The organism is Pseudomonas sp. NPDC089752, from assembly GCF_044748725.1.
Lineage (GTDB): Bacteria > Pseudomonadota > Gammaproteobacteria > Pseudomonadales > Pseudomonadaceae > Aquipseudomonas.
The window spans coordinates 113,141-127,757 of record NZ_JBIVGP010000011.1 but is presented as its reverse complement, the minus strand read 5'-3'; the positions used below and the strand labels follow the sequence as shown (position 1 = coordinate 127,757).

Annotated in this window: 15 protein-coding genes; 8 read left to right on the top strand and 7 right to left on the bottom strand. The window is 62.9% G+C overall.

Going from position 1 to position 14,617, the window contains the following annotated elements:
* Nucleotides 1-63: 63 nt before the first annotated feature.
* The gene (locus ACIPZF_RS19260; protein ID WP_400802134.1) at nucleotides 64-2,424 is read right to left on the bottom strand and encodes a DNA polymerase II; all 2,361 of its coding nucleotides are present in this window, start codon (nucleotides 2,422-2,424) and stop codon (nucleotides 64-66) included.
* Nucleotides 2,425-2,476: 52 nt separating this feature from the next.
* On the bottom strand, nucleotides 2,477-3,397 hold the full coding sequence (locus ACIPZF_RS19255; RefSeq protein ID WP_400802133.1) for a LysR substrate-binding domain-containing protein: 921 nt from the start codon (nucleotides 3,395-3,397) through the stop codon (nucleotides 2,477-2,479).
* 160 nt (nucleotides 3,398-3,557) lie between these two features.
* Between ACIPZF_RS19255 and ACIPZF_RS19250 the strand changes: the two genes are divergently transcribed.
* The 8 genes from ACIPZF_RS19250 to ACIPZF_RS19215 all read left to right on the top strand — a co-directional run bounded on the left by ACIPZF_RS19250 (nucleotide 3,558) and on the right by ACIPZF_RS19215 (nucleotide 9,178).
* On the top strand, nucleotides 3,558-4,340 hold the full coding sequence (locus ACIPZF_RS19250; protein ID WP_400802131.1) for a YqcI/YcgG family protein: 783 nt from the start codon (nucleotides 3,558-3,560) through the stop codon (nucleotides 4,338-4,340).
* A 2-nt stretch (nucleotides 4,341-4,342) separates the two neighbouring features.
* Nucleotides 4,343-4,969: a LysE family translocator gene (locus ACIPZF_RS19245; protein ID WP_400802129.1), complete on the top strand. Its 627-nt coding sequence runs from the start codon at nucleotides 4,343-4,345 to the stop codon at nucleotides 4,967-4,969.
* Between the two features lie 38 nt (nucleotides 4,970-5,007).
* Nucleotides 5,008-6,099, top strand: a complete 1,092-nt coding sequence (locus tag ACIPZF_RS19240; protein WP_400802127.1) for a hypothetical protein — start codon at nucleotides 5,008-5,010, stop codon at nucleotides 6,097-6,099.
* A gap of 156 nt (nucleotides 6,100-6,255) precedes the next feature.
* Entirely contained in the window at nucleotides 6,256-6,951 is a 696-nt protein-coding gene (locus ACIPZF_RS19235) for a sel1 repeat family protein (RefSeq protein WP_400802126.1), read from the top strand.
* Nucleotides 6,952-7,049: 98 nt separating this feature from the next.
* Complete coding sequence (locus tag ACIPZF_RS19230; RefSeq protein WP_400802125.1) at nucleotides 7,050-7,751, top strand: AzlC family ABC transporter permease; 702 nt, start codon at nucleotides 7,050-7,052, stop codon at nucleotides 7,749-7,751.
* Nucleotides 7,748-8,062, top strand: coding sequence for an AzlD domain-containing protein (locus ACIPZF_RS19225; protein WP_317662773.1), 315 nt, complete (start codon nucleotides 7,748-7,750; stop codon nucleotides 8,060-8,062). Before ACIPZF_RS19230 ends, ACIPZF_RS19225 begins: the two co-directional genes overlap by 4 nt.
* Entirely contained in the window at nucleotides 8,059-8,892 is an 834-nt protein-coding gene (locus ACIPZF_RS19220) for an AraC family transcriptional regulator (protein ID WP_400802123.1), read from the top strand. Before ACIPZF_RS19225 ends, ACIPZF_RS19220 begins: the two co-directional genes overlap by 4 nt.
* Before the next feature lie 58 nt (nucleotides 8,893-8,950).
* Nucleotides 8,951-9,178 (top strand): hypothetical protein, encoded by a 228-nt coding sequence (locus ACIPZF_RS19215; protein WP_012313790.1) that lies wholly within the window; start codon nucleotides 8,951-8,953, stop codon nucleotides 9,176-9,178.
* 48 nt (nucleotides 9,179-9,226) lie between these two features.
* Here ACIPZF_RS19215 and ACIPZF_RS19210 read toward each other — a convergent pair whose 3' ends face one another.
* From ACIPZF_RS19210 to ACIPZF_RS19190, 5 genes are all read right to left on the bottom strand, one after another.
* Nucleotides 9,227-9,715, bottom strand: a complete 489-nt coding sequence (locus tag ACIPZF_RS19210) for a copper chaperone PCu(A)C (RefSeq protein WP_400802121.1) — start codon at nucleotides 9,713-9,715, stop codon at nucleotides 9,227-9,229.
* A complete protein-coding gene (locus tag ACIPZF_RS19205; RefSeq protein ID WP_400802119.1) occupies nucleotides 9,715-10,323 on the bottom strand; it encodes an SCO family protein in 609 nt (202 codons plus the stop codon). The genes ACIPZF_RS19210 and ACIPZF_RS19205 overlap by 1 nt, the downstream gene beginning before the upstream one ends.
* A 199-nt stretch (nucleotides 10,324-10,522) precedes the next feature.
* On the bottom strand, nucleotides 10,523-11,107 hold the full coding sequence (nfuA, locus tag ACIPZF_RS19200; RefSeq protein ID WP_400802117.1) for a Fe-S biogenesis protein NfuA: 585 nt from the start codon (nucleotides 11,105-11,107) through the stop codon (nucleotides 10,523-10,525).
* 58 nt (nucleotides 11,108-11,165) lie between these two features.
* Entirely contained in the window at nucleotides 11,166-12,200 is a 1,035-nt protein-coding gene (locus tag ACIPZF_RS19195; protein WP_400802115.1) for an acyltransferase family protein, read from the bottom strand.
* A 110-nt stretch (nucleotides 12,201-12,310) separates the two neighbouring features.
* Nucleotides 12,311-14,611 carry a fatty acid cis/trans isomerase gene (locus tag ACIPZF_RS19190; RefSeq protein WP_400802114.1) on the bottom strand — a complete coding sequence of 767 codons (2,301 nt, stop codon included), beginning with the start codon at nucleotides 14,609-14,611 and terminating at the stop codon, nucleotides 12,311-12,313.
* Nucleotides 14,612-14,617: the final 6 nt, after the last annotated feature.

Below are 14,617 nucleotides of genomic sequence, written 5' to 3'. Positions count from 1 at the left end.
ACGTGAGGAGGTCAGCCTAAGCAAGGGACGGATTGCCAGGCGCTAGATAGCTAACGCCCGGGCTCAGAACAAGAGCAGCTGGCGGTCGGTCAAGGCCGCGAAGTCATCACCGACGAAGGGCAGAATGGCATCGGCCACCGGCTGCAGCTGGCGGCTCAGGTAGTGGTCGTAGTCGATCGGCGACTGCAGGTTTTCCAGAGGCTCGGGGCCGGCCGTGGTGATCATGTAGCTGATCCAGCCGCCGTTCTGGTATTGCCGCGCGCGCCCCAGGCGAGTGTTGTATTCATCGGCCAGCCGCGCGGCGCGCACATGGGGTGGGACGTTGCGCTGGTAATCGGCCAATGGCCGGCGCAGGCGTTTGCGGTAGATCAGCAGATCATCCAGCTCACCGGCCAGCGTTTGCTGCACGAACTGGCGCACATAGTCACGATACGGCTGGCCGCGAAAGACGCGGCCGTAAAGCGCCTGCTGAAACTGCCGGGCCAATGGCGACCAGTCGGTACGCACCGATTCGAGGCCCTTGTAGACCATCTCCTCACTGCCGTCGGCACGCTGCACCAGCCCGGCGTACCGCTTCTTACTGCCCTCGTCGGCCCCGCGAATGGTCGGCATGAGAAAACGTCGATAATGGGTTTCGAACTGCAACTCCAGGGCGCTTGTCAGGCCCATGGTTTCGCCCAGATGCTCACGCCACCACTGGTTGACCTCAGCCACCAGCTCGCGGCCAATGCGTGTCGCCTCTTCTTCGCCATGGGCGCCCTTGAGCCAGACGAAGGTGGAGTCGGTGTCGCCGTAGATCACGTCGTAGCCCCGTGCCTCGATCAGCGCGCGGGTCTGGCGCATGATCTGGTGGCCGCGCATCGTGATCGACGATGCCAGGCGCGGGTCGAAGAAACGGCAACCGCTCGAACCGAGCACGCCGTAGAAGGCGTTCATGATGATCTTCAGCGCTTGCGACAACGGCGCATTGCCCTCGCGCTTGGCCGCTTCCCGGCCCTGCCACACACGCTCGACGATGCTCGGCAGGCAATGCACGCTGCGCGAGAAACGCCCCCCGCGAAAACCCTCGACCGAGCGCGCATCGTCCGGCTCGCGCAGGCCTTCGACCAGCCCGACCGGGTCGATGAGGAACGTGCGGATAATCGAGGGATACAGGCTCTTGTAGTCGAGCACAAGCACGGAGTCGTACAGCCCTGGGCGCGAGTCCATGACGAAGCCGCCGGGGCTGGCCTCATCCGGGCGACTGCCAAGGTTGGGCGCCACGAAGCCCAGCCGATGCATCTGCGGCATGTACAGATGGCAGAACGCGGCCACCGAACCGCCGCTGCGATCCACCGCCAACCCGGTGACGGATGAACGTTCGAGCAGAAACTCCAGCAGCCGGGTATGGGCGAAGATCCGCGTGACCAACTCGCAGTCCTTGAGGTTGTAGCGAGCCAGGGCGGGCTTGTCCTCGGCGAACATCCGGTTGATTTCGTCCATGCGCTGGTAGGGCGTGTCGATTGCCTTGCCCTCCCCCAGCAAGGTCTGGGCGACGTTCTCCAGGCTGAAGGAAGGGAAACTCCAGGTGGCCGAGCGCAGCGCCTCGATGCCGTCGATCAACAGCCGACCGGGCGCATCGGCGAACACATGCCCGCGGTTGGCATGGCTACGCACGGTCATGGGCGCGGCGTTGCGCCCCAGGTTCAACGGCACCTGCAGTCGCTGGGCATGCTCATGCAAAAGGCGCAGGTCGAACTGCACCAGGTTCCAGCCAATGATCGCATCCGGATCGTGCTTGGCCATCCATTGGTTGAGGCAGTGCAGCAGCTCAGCACGGTCGTTGCAGTAATGCAGTTCGAAATCCACCGCATCGGGTTGGGCGTTGGCGGGCCCGAGCATGAACACCTGACGCTGGCCGCATCCCTCCAGGGCGATGCTGTAGAGCTCACCGCGTTCGCTGGTCTCGATGTCCAGCGACACCAGGCGCAACGGTGGACGATAATCCGCCGAGGGTTTGAGCTGAGCATCGCAGACCACGCCGTGGGCATCCACCTGCCCGGTAAACTGAACCGCCGCAGTGATGAAGCGCTCCATCAGGTAGCGTTCCGGCGGGCGGATATCCGCCTCGAACACCTCCACACCCGCGCTGCGCAGACGCTGCTCCAGTTGCATCTGTTGGCGGTGCTGGCGGCAGTACACGCCCAGCACCGGTCGATGCTGGAAATCCCGTAATTGCAGCGGCTTGAGCTGCACACCTGATTCAGCGGCCAGGAGCACCCGTGCATGCTCCGCCTGCGCCTGCAGAATGAACATCACCGAATCTTGCGGGGCCAGGCGCAACAGGCGCGGCCCCTTATCGGTGGCCAGCCAGAACTCCACGCAGGTGCCTTCGGGCGTGTCATGCCAGTGCCGGGTCAGGACAAAGCCCTGCTGCAACTCCACTGCCTTGTCCTCGGGGTAATCGAATGGAGCAATTGTACCGCTGTGCGGGCGATCAACCGTAGAGGTAGTTGATGTCCTTGTAAGCCAGGGGCGGTACCTGGCCCAGCAGGAAGTCGCGCAGCTTGTGCATCTGCCGCGCCTTGGGGCTGGATTTGAGCCAGGTCATGTAATACCCATCACCGGTCGCCACCGCATGCTTGAACGGCGTCACCAGACGGCCTGCGGCGAGGTCGGCGCTGGCCAGCACCAGGTCGACCACCGAGATACCCAGGCCCTGCTGGGCTGCGGAAATGCCCTGGTCGAGGGTATCGAACACCTGGCCCTGATCGATGCTGATGTCCAGCGCGTCCATGCGTGCCAGCCAGCGCCGCCAGTCGCGCCGGTCAGGCGATGGGTGCAGCAGCTCACATTGGCGCAGGTCACCCAGTGCCGGCTGATCGTGCGCCATATAGTCGGGGTGGCACACAGGGATCAGCCATTCATCGAACAGCTTGAAACTCTCGACATCGGCGGCAAAGCGGCCATTGGACAACAGGAAGGCGCAGTCGTAGGGCTCCGAGTAGAAATCCACCGTGTCGATGTCCATCCACACGCTCGACAGCTGCACGCTGCAGCTGTCGTCGACCTTCTTGAACGCATCCAGCGCCCGCAGCAACCAGCGCACGGTGAGCGTCGAGGGCGCCTTGAGGCGCAGTCCATAGCGGTCCTGGCGCAACAGTGCGCAGGCGTTTTCGATGATCTTGAAGCCGACCTTGAGCTCCTGGGAAAGCAGGCGCCCATGTTCGGTAAGGCTCAGCTTGGGGCCGCGCCGTTCGAACAAGTCGCACCCGAACATGCCTTCCAAGGTTTTGATGTGATGGCTGACAGCGCCTTGGGTCAACGCCAGTTCTTCGGCCGCACGTGTGAATGACCCGTATCGCGAGGCGACCTCGAAAGCGCGTAGTGCGTGCAAGGCCTGAATCCGTTCTGACATGACGCCCCCGAAGCATGAGTGAGACTAATAGTAAGTCATAGTTCCACGCGTTTTACAACGAGAAGCGCGTCTCAGAAAATGCAGGTAAATAACCAAGATAAGCCAATAACCTGCCTGCATGTGCCTGTAACTTTCTTTCAATTAAACGCCTGGGGAAATCATGTTTACGGGTTATGGAAACTGCTATCGCCTGGACGCGCTAGAGCTCGCCGCCGAACATGTGCGTAATACACAACATTGGACGCACCAAACCCTTCAGCACTTTCGCAGCATTCTCGCCAATCCCGACTTTCCGTGCCTGTTCGGGCGCAAAGCGGTGGCTGGGGAATCCTGCCACATCCTTTTCGCCCGTGCCGAACAATTGGCCGATGACATCGCCCAAGGGCTGGCCGAGTACATTCGGTTGATCAACCCCGTTGCCATAAAGAAACGCATCGGCAGCCCTCTGGTGGTATTTCTCGAAACCACCGCCGGCAGCACCCTCGCGGAGCAGCAGGCGTTGGCCTGGAGAGTATTGCGTGGCGTGCATGCGCGCGACCCGCATCCATGGCCGCAGGCAATCCCCAGTGACCCACAGGACAGCGGCTGGTCGTTCTGCTACGCCGGCATGCCGCTGTTCATCAACATGAACTTCCCCGGCCATCAGCAGATGAAGAGCCGCAACCTGGGCAACCACATCACCTTCGTCATCAACCCCCGGGAAAACTTCGACGAAGTGGCCAACGCCAGCACCGAAAGCGGTCAACGGATCCGCGCGCGCATCCGCGAACGCGTACGCCACTACAACGACGGCGTGATGCCCGACAGCCTGGGCTTCTTCGGCCAGGACGACAATTTCGAATGGAAGCAATACCAACTGCAGGAAGCAGGCTCGCTCAACCCGTCGCGCTGCCCCTTTCATGCCAATGCCCACGCCACACCCGACACACTGATCGAGAACTGACCGTGAATACCGCACTGACTGCAACCTATGCACTGACCGTCCTGCTGCTGATCGCCACCCCCGGGCCAGTGGTGGCATTGATCGTCAACACCGCCGCCGCCTCGGGCTCGCGCAAGGCCATGTTCACCGCCGTCGGCACCAATTGGGCATCGCTGGTGCTGATCGGCGCCGCCGCCTGGGTCATCCTCACCAGTGCGGCCATCGACAAAGCCTGGCTGAGTGGAATGAGCCTGCTCGGCTGCCTGTTCATCGGCTATATCGCTGTGGGCACCTTGCGCGAATGCCTGCAGGCACCCGCCGTGCACAACGAGGCACAGCCACCGAAAGCCGGGCGCGGCGGTTTGTGGCAGGGGTTCATGGTGGGCATCTCCAACCCCAAGGACATCATCTTCTTCATCGCCTTCTTCCCGCAGTTCATCCAGATCACCGAATCGTTCGGCAAAAGCATGGTGGTGCTGTCGCTGCTGTGGGTGGCCATCGATTTCGCCGTGCTCAGCCTGTACATCTTCGCCATTGGCAAGATCGCCTCGCAACGCAGCAACCGTATGATTTCGCTGGCCTCGGGGGTCGCGCTGTTGCTGATTGCGATCGGCGGCCTGGCTTACAACGTCAAAGAGCTGGCGGGCTGAAGCGTTAACGTGCGAACCCGTGTCAGCCAAGGAGCGCCATGATCCCGTTCAACGCTGCAACACACGGCCAGGGCCTCCCCTCTCCGCTGGCGCAGGACTACCAGCGTTTCCTGCAGCTGGGTAGCCGTCGTGCCCCGCATACGCTGCATGTCCACGAAAGCGGCTACCGTTCCGGCACCATCAACACCGACGCGCTTGGCCTGCGCTACAGCCATGGCGCCGGAAAGCGCTTCTCTCCTGCAGAAAGGGGCAGCGCGCCGCGGGTCAACCTGCTGGTCGGCGGTTCGACCGCACTGGGTGTCGGTGCCAGCAGCGATGAGCACACCGTGGCCTCGCATCTTTCGATGCTGACTGGAGAAGTGTGGCTGAACCTGGCGGGTTGTGGGCTCAATGCGAGCCAGGAGCTGCTGCTGTTCCTCACTCATCAGCACCGCCTGGGCGACATCGGCCACGTGGTAGTGCTCAGCGGCATCAATACATTGGCCCACCAGGCCCTGGGCGAAGTGCTGGCCAGCCGGTATGAGCTGGGGCAGGCCCAGGCACTGCAACATTTCTTCAGCGGCTATAACGAGGGAATTCAACCCACCCACCCCGTGCGCGAGTCCCTATGGCAGAGGCTGGGCCAGGCGCTGGCGCCTCGTCGCCAGGTGCCCGCGCCCGCCTGGCGGCTGTCTGCCCCGGCGAAACGCCTGGCTGGAGCTGCCGACGACATCGGCCGCACATTGCGTCAATGGGAGCGCCTGCTGGCCGATAGCCACGCTACCCTCACGTTCATCCTGCAACCCCTGCTACCCTGGTGCCGGGAAACGCTGCCTGCCGGTGAACAGGCCATGTTGACGGCACTGGAGCGGCAACCACCGCACTTCGACAGCCTGCTCGAAGGCATTTTCGACAGCCAGTTGCACACGGCTTTTTTCAGGCGAATCAAGACCCAGGCCGACCCCGTGCCTTGCTATGACATGAACGGCATGCTCAGCAGCTCCCCGGTATTCGGCGCGGATCTGTTCATCGACCGCATGCACCTCAACGACCTGGGCAACAATGCACTGGCCAAAGTCATCACCGCAAAACTTGGCCTGGCCCAGGAAAAACACGCCCGACGCAAGGTCACGCCGATCAAGCTCGTCTGAAGGTTGGGCGCTGCCCTTTCGGTCGCCCCCTACGCTTGGCTAGAATAGGCCGTCGTTCCGATCCGCCTGAGGCGCACGCGTACCTGTGATGAATATTTCTCCAGTCCACCCGTACCTGGCTGCCAGCCACGTACGCGCCGTTCGCGAGGCGCGTCCGTGAGTCGCGCTGTTCTTCTACCCGCGCTGGTCGCCACGTTGTTTCCGCTTGCCGCACAAGCACTCGACGTGCGCATCGACCCGCACGCCGACCTGCTTTACCGCCAGGCCCTGCCGCTGCTGGAGCAGGCTGATAATCAGGACGTCAGCGGCAGCATTCTGCGCACGGCGATCGGCGGCGACCCCGAGCTCAACCGCCAAGGCCAGGCCATGGCGCGAACCCTGCCGACAGCAGTGGCGCTGCTGAAAAAATCCGTGGAACTCGGCCATCCGGTAGCCCAGTATCGCCTGGCGCTGTACTACACGACTTATCTGCCCGCAGCGCAGATTTCCGATGCCGCCTGCCCATTGCTGGAGGCGAGCTTGCAACAAGGCTTCGCTCCACCGGCCACGGCGATCGCTACCTGGTGTCCGACTTACAACGCTAGCCGCCGCTATCGCGAAGCACTCGAGGCGATCCCGAGCATGGCCACGCTGTACGCGCCCTATTATCCACAACCGGCCGCACGCCTTGCCTGTGCCCGTACTCAGCCACAAGGGCTGCAGATGCAGTGGGGGCGCCAGCGCGACTACCAGGCCGAGGTGTACCGATTGCTCGGTGAGCTGGACCCGCAGCACCGCCAGGACTTGCTGCAGAAGGCGGTGGAAATCAATGGCTGTGCCGCAGCGCAACGGCGGTTGACCAGCCAGCGCTGACGGTTTCCTCTACCCTCGACAAACCAGCAAGATCGTTCAAGCCAGCCATGGCCGTCGGCTGGCATGCTGTTTTACCGAACAACAGTGTCGCAGCCACCATGTCCAGCCGTCCTGCCATTGCCCGCCAAGCCTTCCTGCACGGCGCCATCGCCATTCTTCCATTGTCCCTGGCCGTGGCGCCATGGGGCTTGCTCGCGGGCTCCATGGCCATCGAGGCCAATCTCAGCGCCTGGGAAGGCCAGGGCCTCTCGGCGATCGTCTTCGCCGGCGCCGCACAACTGGTGGCCATCGGCATGCTCAAGGGTGGCGCCAACCTGATGTCGATCCTGCTGACGACACTGCTGCTGACGTCACAGCACCTGCTCTACGGGCTGACCATGCGCCCCGTGCTGTCCAGCCAGCCGCTGCGCTGGCGGCTGGGCCTGGGCTTCCTGCTGACCGATGAATTCTTCGCCCTGACCAGCCATTACGACCAGCAGCAGTTCAACCGCTGGTACGCACTGGGGGTCGGCCTGACGTTCTACGTCGCCTGGAACCTGTTCACCCTGGCCGGCATCGTGCTGGGCCAGAACATCCCGCATCTGGACCAACTGGGCCTGGACTTTTCCATCGTCGCCACCTTTGTCGCGCTGATCACCCCACTGGTACGCAACCTGCCCACTGTGGTGTGCGTGGCAGTGTCGCTGTTTTGCTCCGTGCTGTTCAGCTACTGGCACTGGGAAACCGCGCTGGTGGCAGCCGGCCTGCTGGGCATGGCCGCCGGCTTCATCTGCCAGAAATTTTCCGGAGCACGCACATGACCTGGTTGCTGATTTTCGCCATGGGCGCCGTGGTATTCCTCAACCGCTACGCCTTCCTGGAGCCGCGCCTGCCCTTGCGCCTGAGCTCCAATGCCCGGCAGTTCCTCGGCTTCGCCGTACCGGGCATGCTGACCGCGATCTGCGGGCCGATCATCTTCCTGCCGGGCCACCAGCTCGACCTCAGCCCGCTCAACCCCTACCTGCTGGGTGCATTGGTGGCCATCGCCCTGGTGCTGTTGACCCGCAGCGTATTGCTGAGCATGCTGGCCAGCATGTTGATCTTCTTCCTGCTGCGCAGTTGGCTGGCATGAGCACGTCCCTGCGCGAACAGACCCATCTCTGGCAGGCGCCCGCCCTGGGCGACGTCGAGATGCTGCATGCGCGCTACTTTCAGCAGCGATTCGCCCCGCATGTACACGAAGGCTACGTGTTTACCGTGATCGAGTCCGGCGCCCAGCGCTTCTGGCACCGTGGCAGCGAGCACCTGGCACCGGTCGGCAGCATGGTGTTGATCAACCCGGACGAACTGCACACCGGGGCTACCGCGCATGAGGCGGGTTGGCGCTACCGGGGTTTCTACCCGGAGCATGAGCGCGTCACCGGGGTGCTGGATGAATTGGAGTTGGGGCACCATGGCATGCCGCTGTTCAAGGACAGCGTAATCAACGACCCCGCCCTGGCGCTGGCTTTCAGTCAGTTGCACCAGTTGTCGGAAGCCGGTGCCAGCGCCCTCGAGCAACAAACCGCGTGGCGCAACGCGGTGCTCGCGTTGGTCCAGCGCCACGGTCACTGCCCAGCGCCAAGCGCCCCCGGCAATGAGCCGCTGGCCGTGGCCCGCGCCCGTGAGCTGCTTGAGAGCACGTTGGCAGATCCGCCTTCGCTGGAAGCACTGGCCTCGGCCGTGAACCTGTCGCCCTTTCACTTCGCCCGGACCTTCCGCCAGGCCACCGGCCTGCCACCCCACGCCTGGCTCAAGCAACGTCGGCTGGCCCGTGCGCGAGAGCTGCTCAAGAGCGGCCTGGCGGCAACCGACGTTGCGTTCAACCTGGGATTCGCAGACCAGAGCCATCTCAGTCGGCAGTTCAAGCAAGCTTATGGCGTCACGCCAGGTGCCTACCGTACGGCCTGCCTGCACGGCTAGCCGTCAGGCAAGTACGCTGGCCACTGCTACACTGAGGGGGCTAACGGAGGATCCTGCCATGTCCGAAAGAGAGCTCACCACCCTCATATCGCTGATGAACCAGCGTCAGGCCTGCCTGAGCAGCGCCTGCAAGGAGATTGCCGACTGGATCGACCGGCAGGGCGATGTGCCCGCCGCCGGCAAGATCCGCGCAAGCCTCAAGGCCCTGGAGGCCGACGAAGCCCAGGTACGCAAGACCTTGACCTCGCTGACCCTCGAAAGGCCGCTGCCACGCTTTCGTAGCTGAAGCGCAGGGCAGCATGAAAAAGGGCCGCTGATGCGGCCCTTTCGTCGGTCAGTGGTTCATGTGCATGTGGTCATGCCCACCGCCAGCCTCGGCATTGAGCGCACGCACTTCTGCCTGCACTTGCAAGGTTTCCTTGGCGCCCTTGGCATCTTCGACGGTAAGGGTCAGCGGCACTTTCTCGCCTTCCTTCACCTGCTGGGTAAGCCCCATCAGCATCACGTGATAACCGTTCGGGTCCAGGCTCACCGGCTTGCCGGCAGGCAGCGCGACGGAATCGACTTGCTTCATGCCCATCACATCACCGTTCATGGTCATCTCGTGCACCTGCACGGTCTTGGCCACGGGCGATGCCACGCCGACCAGCTTGCTGTCGCTGCTGGCGGTCAGGGTCATGAAGGCACCGGTCGACTGCTGGTGCGGGACGCTGGCACGCACCCAGGCATCGCTCACGGTGGTCTGGGCCAGGGCTGGCAGGGCAAGGCCGAAAAGGGCCATGGCGGCCAGACCGCGCTTGATCGGTTGCAGTGAAACAGCCATTAGCAAATCTCCATCAATGTGAGCAGGTCTTCCGCGCATTCCTTGGCATTCAGCGAATGGCCCAGGCTCAGGCGCAGGGTGCCACGTGTATCGTAGACGTAGCTGGTGGACGAGTGAGAGATGGTGTAGGTGTCACCGGCCGGGACTTTCTCGTAGAACACCTTGAACTCCCGCGCCACCTCGGCGATTTCTTCCGGTGTGCCGGTCAGCGCGGTGAACGTCGGGTCGAAGGCCTTGACGTAGGCGTCGAGCACTTCGGGGGTGTCGCGTTCCGGGTCGAGGGTGATGAACACCACGCGGAACAACTCGCGGTCACGGCCTTTGAGCAATTTCCTGATTTGCGCCGCCCGCGCCAGCGTGGTCGGGCAGACCGCCGGGCACTGGGTGAAGCCGAAGAAGATCATCGGCATGCTGCCGTAAAAGCTCGACAGGGTGACGTCGTTGCCCTGGGTATCCTTGAGGCGGAACTTACGCCCGAGGATTTCATTGCTCATGTTCTTGCCGTACTTGAACTCAAGCCCCCGGGCCGGGTTGCAGCCTGCCAGCAGGCCGAGCCCGAGAACGCCCATCCCGGCGACAACTGCGCGCCGGGTCAACAGATCATTCATGGAACCATCCTTTACAGGGAAGGTGCCGGCCCTCGGGACGGGCCGGCCGAAAAACCGGGGCATTCTGGCATGACACCCCTGGTGCTTCTACCCGACGAAGGCGATGATGGCCTGCAGCCCTTTAAACATGGGCTGCGGCCTGTTGTCGCAGGGGTTGAATCCGTAACAGTTTGTTGCTAGGAGCGCGAGCTACTACCGGTCAGTAGTAGGCGTTTTCCTTCTGGGTGTGGTCGGTCACGTCACGCACGCCCTTGAGCTCCGGAATGCGCTCGAGCAGGGTGCGTTCGATACCTTCCTTCAAGGTGACGTCGGCCTGACCACAGCCCTGGCAACCGCCACCGAACTGCAGCACGGCAATGCCGTCGTCGACCACGTCGACCAGGCTCACCTGGCCGCCGTGGCTGGCCAGGCCCGGGTTGATCTCGGTCTGCAGGTAGTAGTTGATGCGCTCGTTGACCGGGCTGTCTTCGTTGACCATCGGCACTTTGGCGTTAGGTGCCTTGATGGTCAGCTGGCCGCCCATGCGGTCGGTGGCGTAGTCGACCAGCGCGTCTTCCAGGAACGGTACGCTGACCGCATCGAGGTAAGCGGTGAAGCTTTTCAGGCCGACCGGTTCGTCGTCGGGCTTCTCTTCACCCGGTTTGCAGTAGGCAATGCACGTCTCGGCGTACTGGGTGCCTGGCTGGGTGATGAAAACGCGAATGCCAATGCCAGGCGTGTTCTGCTTGGAAAGCAGATCGGCCAGGTAATCATGGGCGGCGTCAGTAATGGTTATAGCGCTCATGGAAGTTCCTCACAGACTTGCGGCCAAGTGTACGCCAACCTGGCCTTTGAACAAAGTCCTAGCATTTGACTCGGGAAAGCGCAAATACCGGTGTCCGCTCCCGCGATGCCGCCACCCAGGCCTGCATGCGCCGGTACAGGCCGCGCTCCAGCCACTGGTAGCTGAACCACGACATTAGTCCAATGGACGGCACGCACAAGGCGAAGACCAGATACGGATTGAGGTGCAAACGCTGGCTGGCGAACCAGCCGGCATACAGCACCAGCACGTGGATCAGGTAGACCGAGTACGAACAATCGCCCAGCGCCTTGAGGATCCGGTTGCCCTGAAAGTACGGCTCCAGGGAAACGAACGCGAGCACCACCAGGGCACTCGGCACGCCCCAGTGCAGCAGGCGGTCGGACGCGTCCAGGTGATAGATCGCATAGCCCGCCAAGCCCAGCACCGCCAAGGGTAACCACCGCCCCTCCCGCACCAGACCACGGCGGTACAGTACGCCGATTCCGATACCCAGCAGAAACTCGTAGATGATGTCGTTGTTGTAGAAGCGGCTGAGCACACCCAATCGGCCCAGCACTTCGCTGACCAGCAACAATGCCGCCGTTACCAGCAGCAGGTGATGGCGTTGACGGACCAGGAATGCCAGGCCGAACAGCAGGTAGAAGAACATCTCGAAGTTCAACGTCCAGCCCACGTTCAACGTCGGATACAGGCCATAGCCGCCGGGGTTCTCGGCCGGGATGAACAGCAGTGACAGGAGCAGATGACGCCAGTCGAACTCCTGGTGCGGCATCCACTGGCTGAAGGCGAGTAACAGCACCGCCATGAGCGCGGTATAGAACCAGTAGGCAGGGACGATGCGCAGCGCGCGGTTGAGCAGAAAGCGACCTGGCTCGATGGCTTTGTCACGGGTCGACAGGTAGATCACCAGCCCGCTGATGACGAAGAAGATGTCGACACCCACGGCGCCGCGATCGGTAAGAAACTGGCCAATGGGCCCGGTGGCATGGAAGTCGAAGAAGATCTGCATGAAATGGTGGCAGACCACCACCCAGGCGGCGAACGCCCGCAGTGCCTGAAGCGAATACAGCATGGAATACCCTGCGCTTGCCGGTGCATTGAGGCCCTTGCAAGCGCAGATCGCTGGCAAGGGCCACCCACCGATTCCGACCGCAGGCGTACCGGAAAGGTCAGCTCAACCGATCAGAGGTTCTCGTAGCGGTTCATGTCCAGCACCCCCGCCTCCACCGGTTCGGTTTCCTGGATGAAGGTGGTGAGGTCATGGAAGTAGCGCCAGAACTCCGGGTGGCTGCGGCGCACGCCCCAGCGCATGACGATGCGTTCGAACTTGGCCGCATCATCGCGTGCGTATTCCATGTCTTCGACGAACTCCGGCACATCTGCAGCTGGAATGTTGAAGATGAAGTTGGGATAGCTGCTGAGCACCCCCGGGTACAAGGTGAGAGTATCCAGCCCCGGCTGATAGCGCGAAGCTTCGCCCAGCAGGAAGGCGACGTTGCTGTGCGCACGGTTGCGCAGCAGGCTGTAGACCTGGCGTTGGCCGCCCTGCCCTTCGATGCGCAGCATCGTCGCCTCGGGCAGTTGATTGATCACCTTCAGGCCCGCGGCCGGGCGTGACACCAGGCGGCTCAGCGACTGCTCGACATTGCGAAATTCCTCGTTCATCTGCGGCCGTGAGCAGTAGGCGCCCTGGCAGCGATTGATGGGGTCGGGCGCGGCATTCAGGCTACCGGTGCGCTGCAGCAGCTTGAGGCCGAAGTCGCGTTTGGCATCGCTTGGGTCGAGCTTGATACCGCTCGGGGTGTCGGTGTCGATGTCCTCGTAGTCGAGCCACATCTTCACCTTGCCGCCGCTCTGGTACCAGTCGCTGAGGATTGCGCCACGCTGATCGGCCGGCATCAGGCGCAGGAAATTGACCTCGGCGCCATTGCGGATCAGGTCGAAGTACAGCCGCGTCTGCAACTGGTGCGAAACATTGCCGAACACGTCGAAGTTGACCGCCAGCTGGTAATAGGTGCGCTCGAACAGCGGGTAATCGAACAGCCACATGGTCAGCGGCACGTCGCCGACCAGGCCCTTGGTCACCGCAGCGCTGTCGAAGTGGCGGAAGATGCTCAGCAGTGCGTTGTCGTTGCCGGCCCACAAGGTTGCCCAGCCCGGGGCTGGCATGTCGGCATAGGCTTGGCGACGCCGTTTTTCGTATTCATTGCGCTTGTCGCGGTAGGCGTGCCACAGCGACAACACACTGCCGACGTCATCGATCTGCCCTGGCATTGCCAGCAGCGGCGTGGCTTGCCCCCGGTATTTGGCATCGGTGATGTAGCGGTCGTAGGCCGGTTCCTGGAACAACGCCCAGAAGTTGTCGCGGATCACGTCGGTGGCGATCTGCCCGCGGCACACCGGGCCACGGATGAAGGTGCGCACGAAGTATTCGGCGTTATCCAGCATGAACTGGTAGCGCGCCACGGCCGGGATCGCCTCGAAGGTCTCGAACGGGTTGGCCCGGTGGCGTGGGCCATAGCCCGGCAGCGCGGAGGCATGCCAGTCGCCGGCATAGAACAGCTGCTTCACCCGCTTGAGTTTCTGCGGCCCCATCGGGTAGGTGATGTGGGTCTTGTGCACGATCACGCCCTGCACCGGGATCAGCCGGTAATAGAAGTCGGTACCGGGCGGGTCGTTGGGGCGACGCGTGGCGATGATGTCGGCCGGCTGCCCGCTGGGCGTGCGCGAGCGCACCCATTGGAAGAAGTGACCTGGCTCGCCGCCAACGAAATGGATATGCGCTAGGAACAGGTGCTCGTACAGCCAACGGCCTACCAGTGCTTCGGTAGAACCCGGGCGGTTGAGCAGTTCTTCCCACTCGGCGATCTGCCTGGCTTCGGCCGCGCTAGGCTGCAGCGGCTGGTATTCGACCGGTGCGCCCGCCGCCAGCCAACGCTGCATGGTGTCGTATTCCTTGTCGGTCAGCCCGGTGACTGCCAGCGGCATGCCTTCTTTGGGGTGAGCGCCGGCGTAGGCGTCGAACTCGTTGGGCAGCGGGCACATGTTGTTGCGGTTCAGGCCCAGAACGATCTCTTCGGGCAACTTGGCATTGGGTGTGAGTGGCGTCTTGTGCCCCAGTTCGAGCATGCGCGCCATCAGCGCGGCCTGGCTGCCCTGGTTGTCGAGCACCGAATAGAAACCCTTCCTGCGCCACGCCTCTTCGCTGTGGGCGTCGTAGAACAGCCGCGTGGTAGGCACCGCCTTGCTCCGTTCGCCCTGGTACACCGGCACCTTGGTGGCGCCGCGTACCGCGCCCTCCGGGCTTTCCAGCTTGAGCTGGCAGGCAGCGTCGTTGCAGGCGTGGCAGGCCACGCACTTCTCGGTGAAGATCGGCTGGATATCCCGGGTGTAGGAAATTGCCGGGCTCGATTGGGGGGCTTGCCCGAATGCCACGCCGCTGATCAGCAGGGCGAAGGCGGCAGCCATAAAGCGATGCACCATGTGCCG

What these genes read in the sequence shown, in the direction of transcription:
- ACIPZF_RS19225 (WP_317662773.1), top strand. Translation starts at nt 7,748, where the DNA reads ATGACCTGGTTGCTGATTTTCGCCATGGGCGCCGTGGTATTCCTCAAC.
- ACIPZF_RS19205 (WP_400802119.1), bottom strand. Translation starts at nt 10,323, where the DNA reads ATGAATGATCTGTTGACCCGGCGCGCAGTTGTCGCCGGGATGGGCGTT.
- nfuA (WP_400802117.1), bottom strand. Translation starts at nt 11,107, where the DNA reads ATGAGCGCTATAACCATTACTGACGCCGCCCATGATTACCTGGCCGAT.
- ACIPZF_RS19195 (WP_400802115.1), bottom strand. Translation starts at nt 12,200, where the DNA reads ATGCTGTATTCGCTTCAGGCACTGCGGGCGTTCGCCGCCTGGGTGGTG.
- ACIPZF_RS19230 (WP_400802125.1), top strand. Translation starts at nt 7,050, where the DNA reads ATGTCCAGCCGTCCTGCCATTGCCCGCCAAGCCTTCCTGCACGGCGCC.
- ACIPZF_RS19255 (WP_400802133.1), bottom strand. Translation starts at nt 3,397, where the DNA reads ATGTCAGAACGGATTCAGGCCTTGCACGCACTACGCGCTTTCGAGGTC.
- ACIPZF_RS19240 (WP_400802127.1), top strand. Translation starts at nt 5,008, where the DNA reads ATGATCCCGTTCAACGCTGCAACACACGGCCAGGGCCTCCCCTCTCCG.
- ACIPZF_RS19220 (WP_400802123.1), top strand. Translation starts at nt 8,059, where the DNA reads ATGAGCACGTCCCTGCGCGAACAGACCCATCTCTGGCAGGCGCCCGCC.
- ACIPZF_RS19210 (WP_400802121.1), bottom strand. Translation starts at nt 9,715, where the DNA reads ATGGCTGTTTCACTGCAACCGATCAAGCGCGGTCTGGCCGCCATGGCC.
- ACIPZF_RS19215 (WP_012313790.1), top strand. Translation starts at nt 8,951, where the DNA reads ATGTCCGAAAGAGAGCTCACCACCCTCATATCGCTGATGAACCAGCGT.
- ACIPZF_RS19250 (WP_400802131.1), top strand. Translation starts at nt 3,558, where the DNA reads ATGTTTACGGGTTATGGAAACTGCTATCGCCTGGACGCGCTAGAGCTC.
- ACIPZF_RS19190 (WP_400802114.1), bottom strand. Translation starts at nt 14,611, where the DNA reads ATGGTGCATCGCTTTATGGCTGCCGCCTTCGCCCTGCTGATCAGCGGC.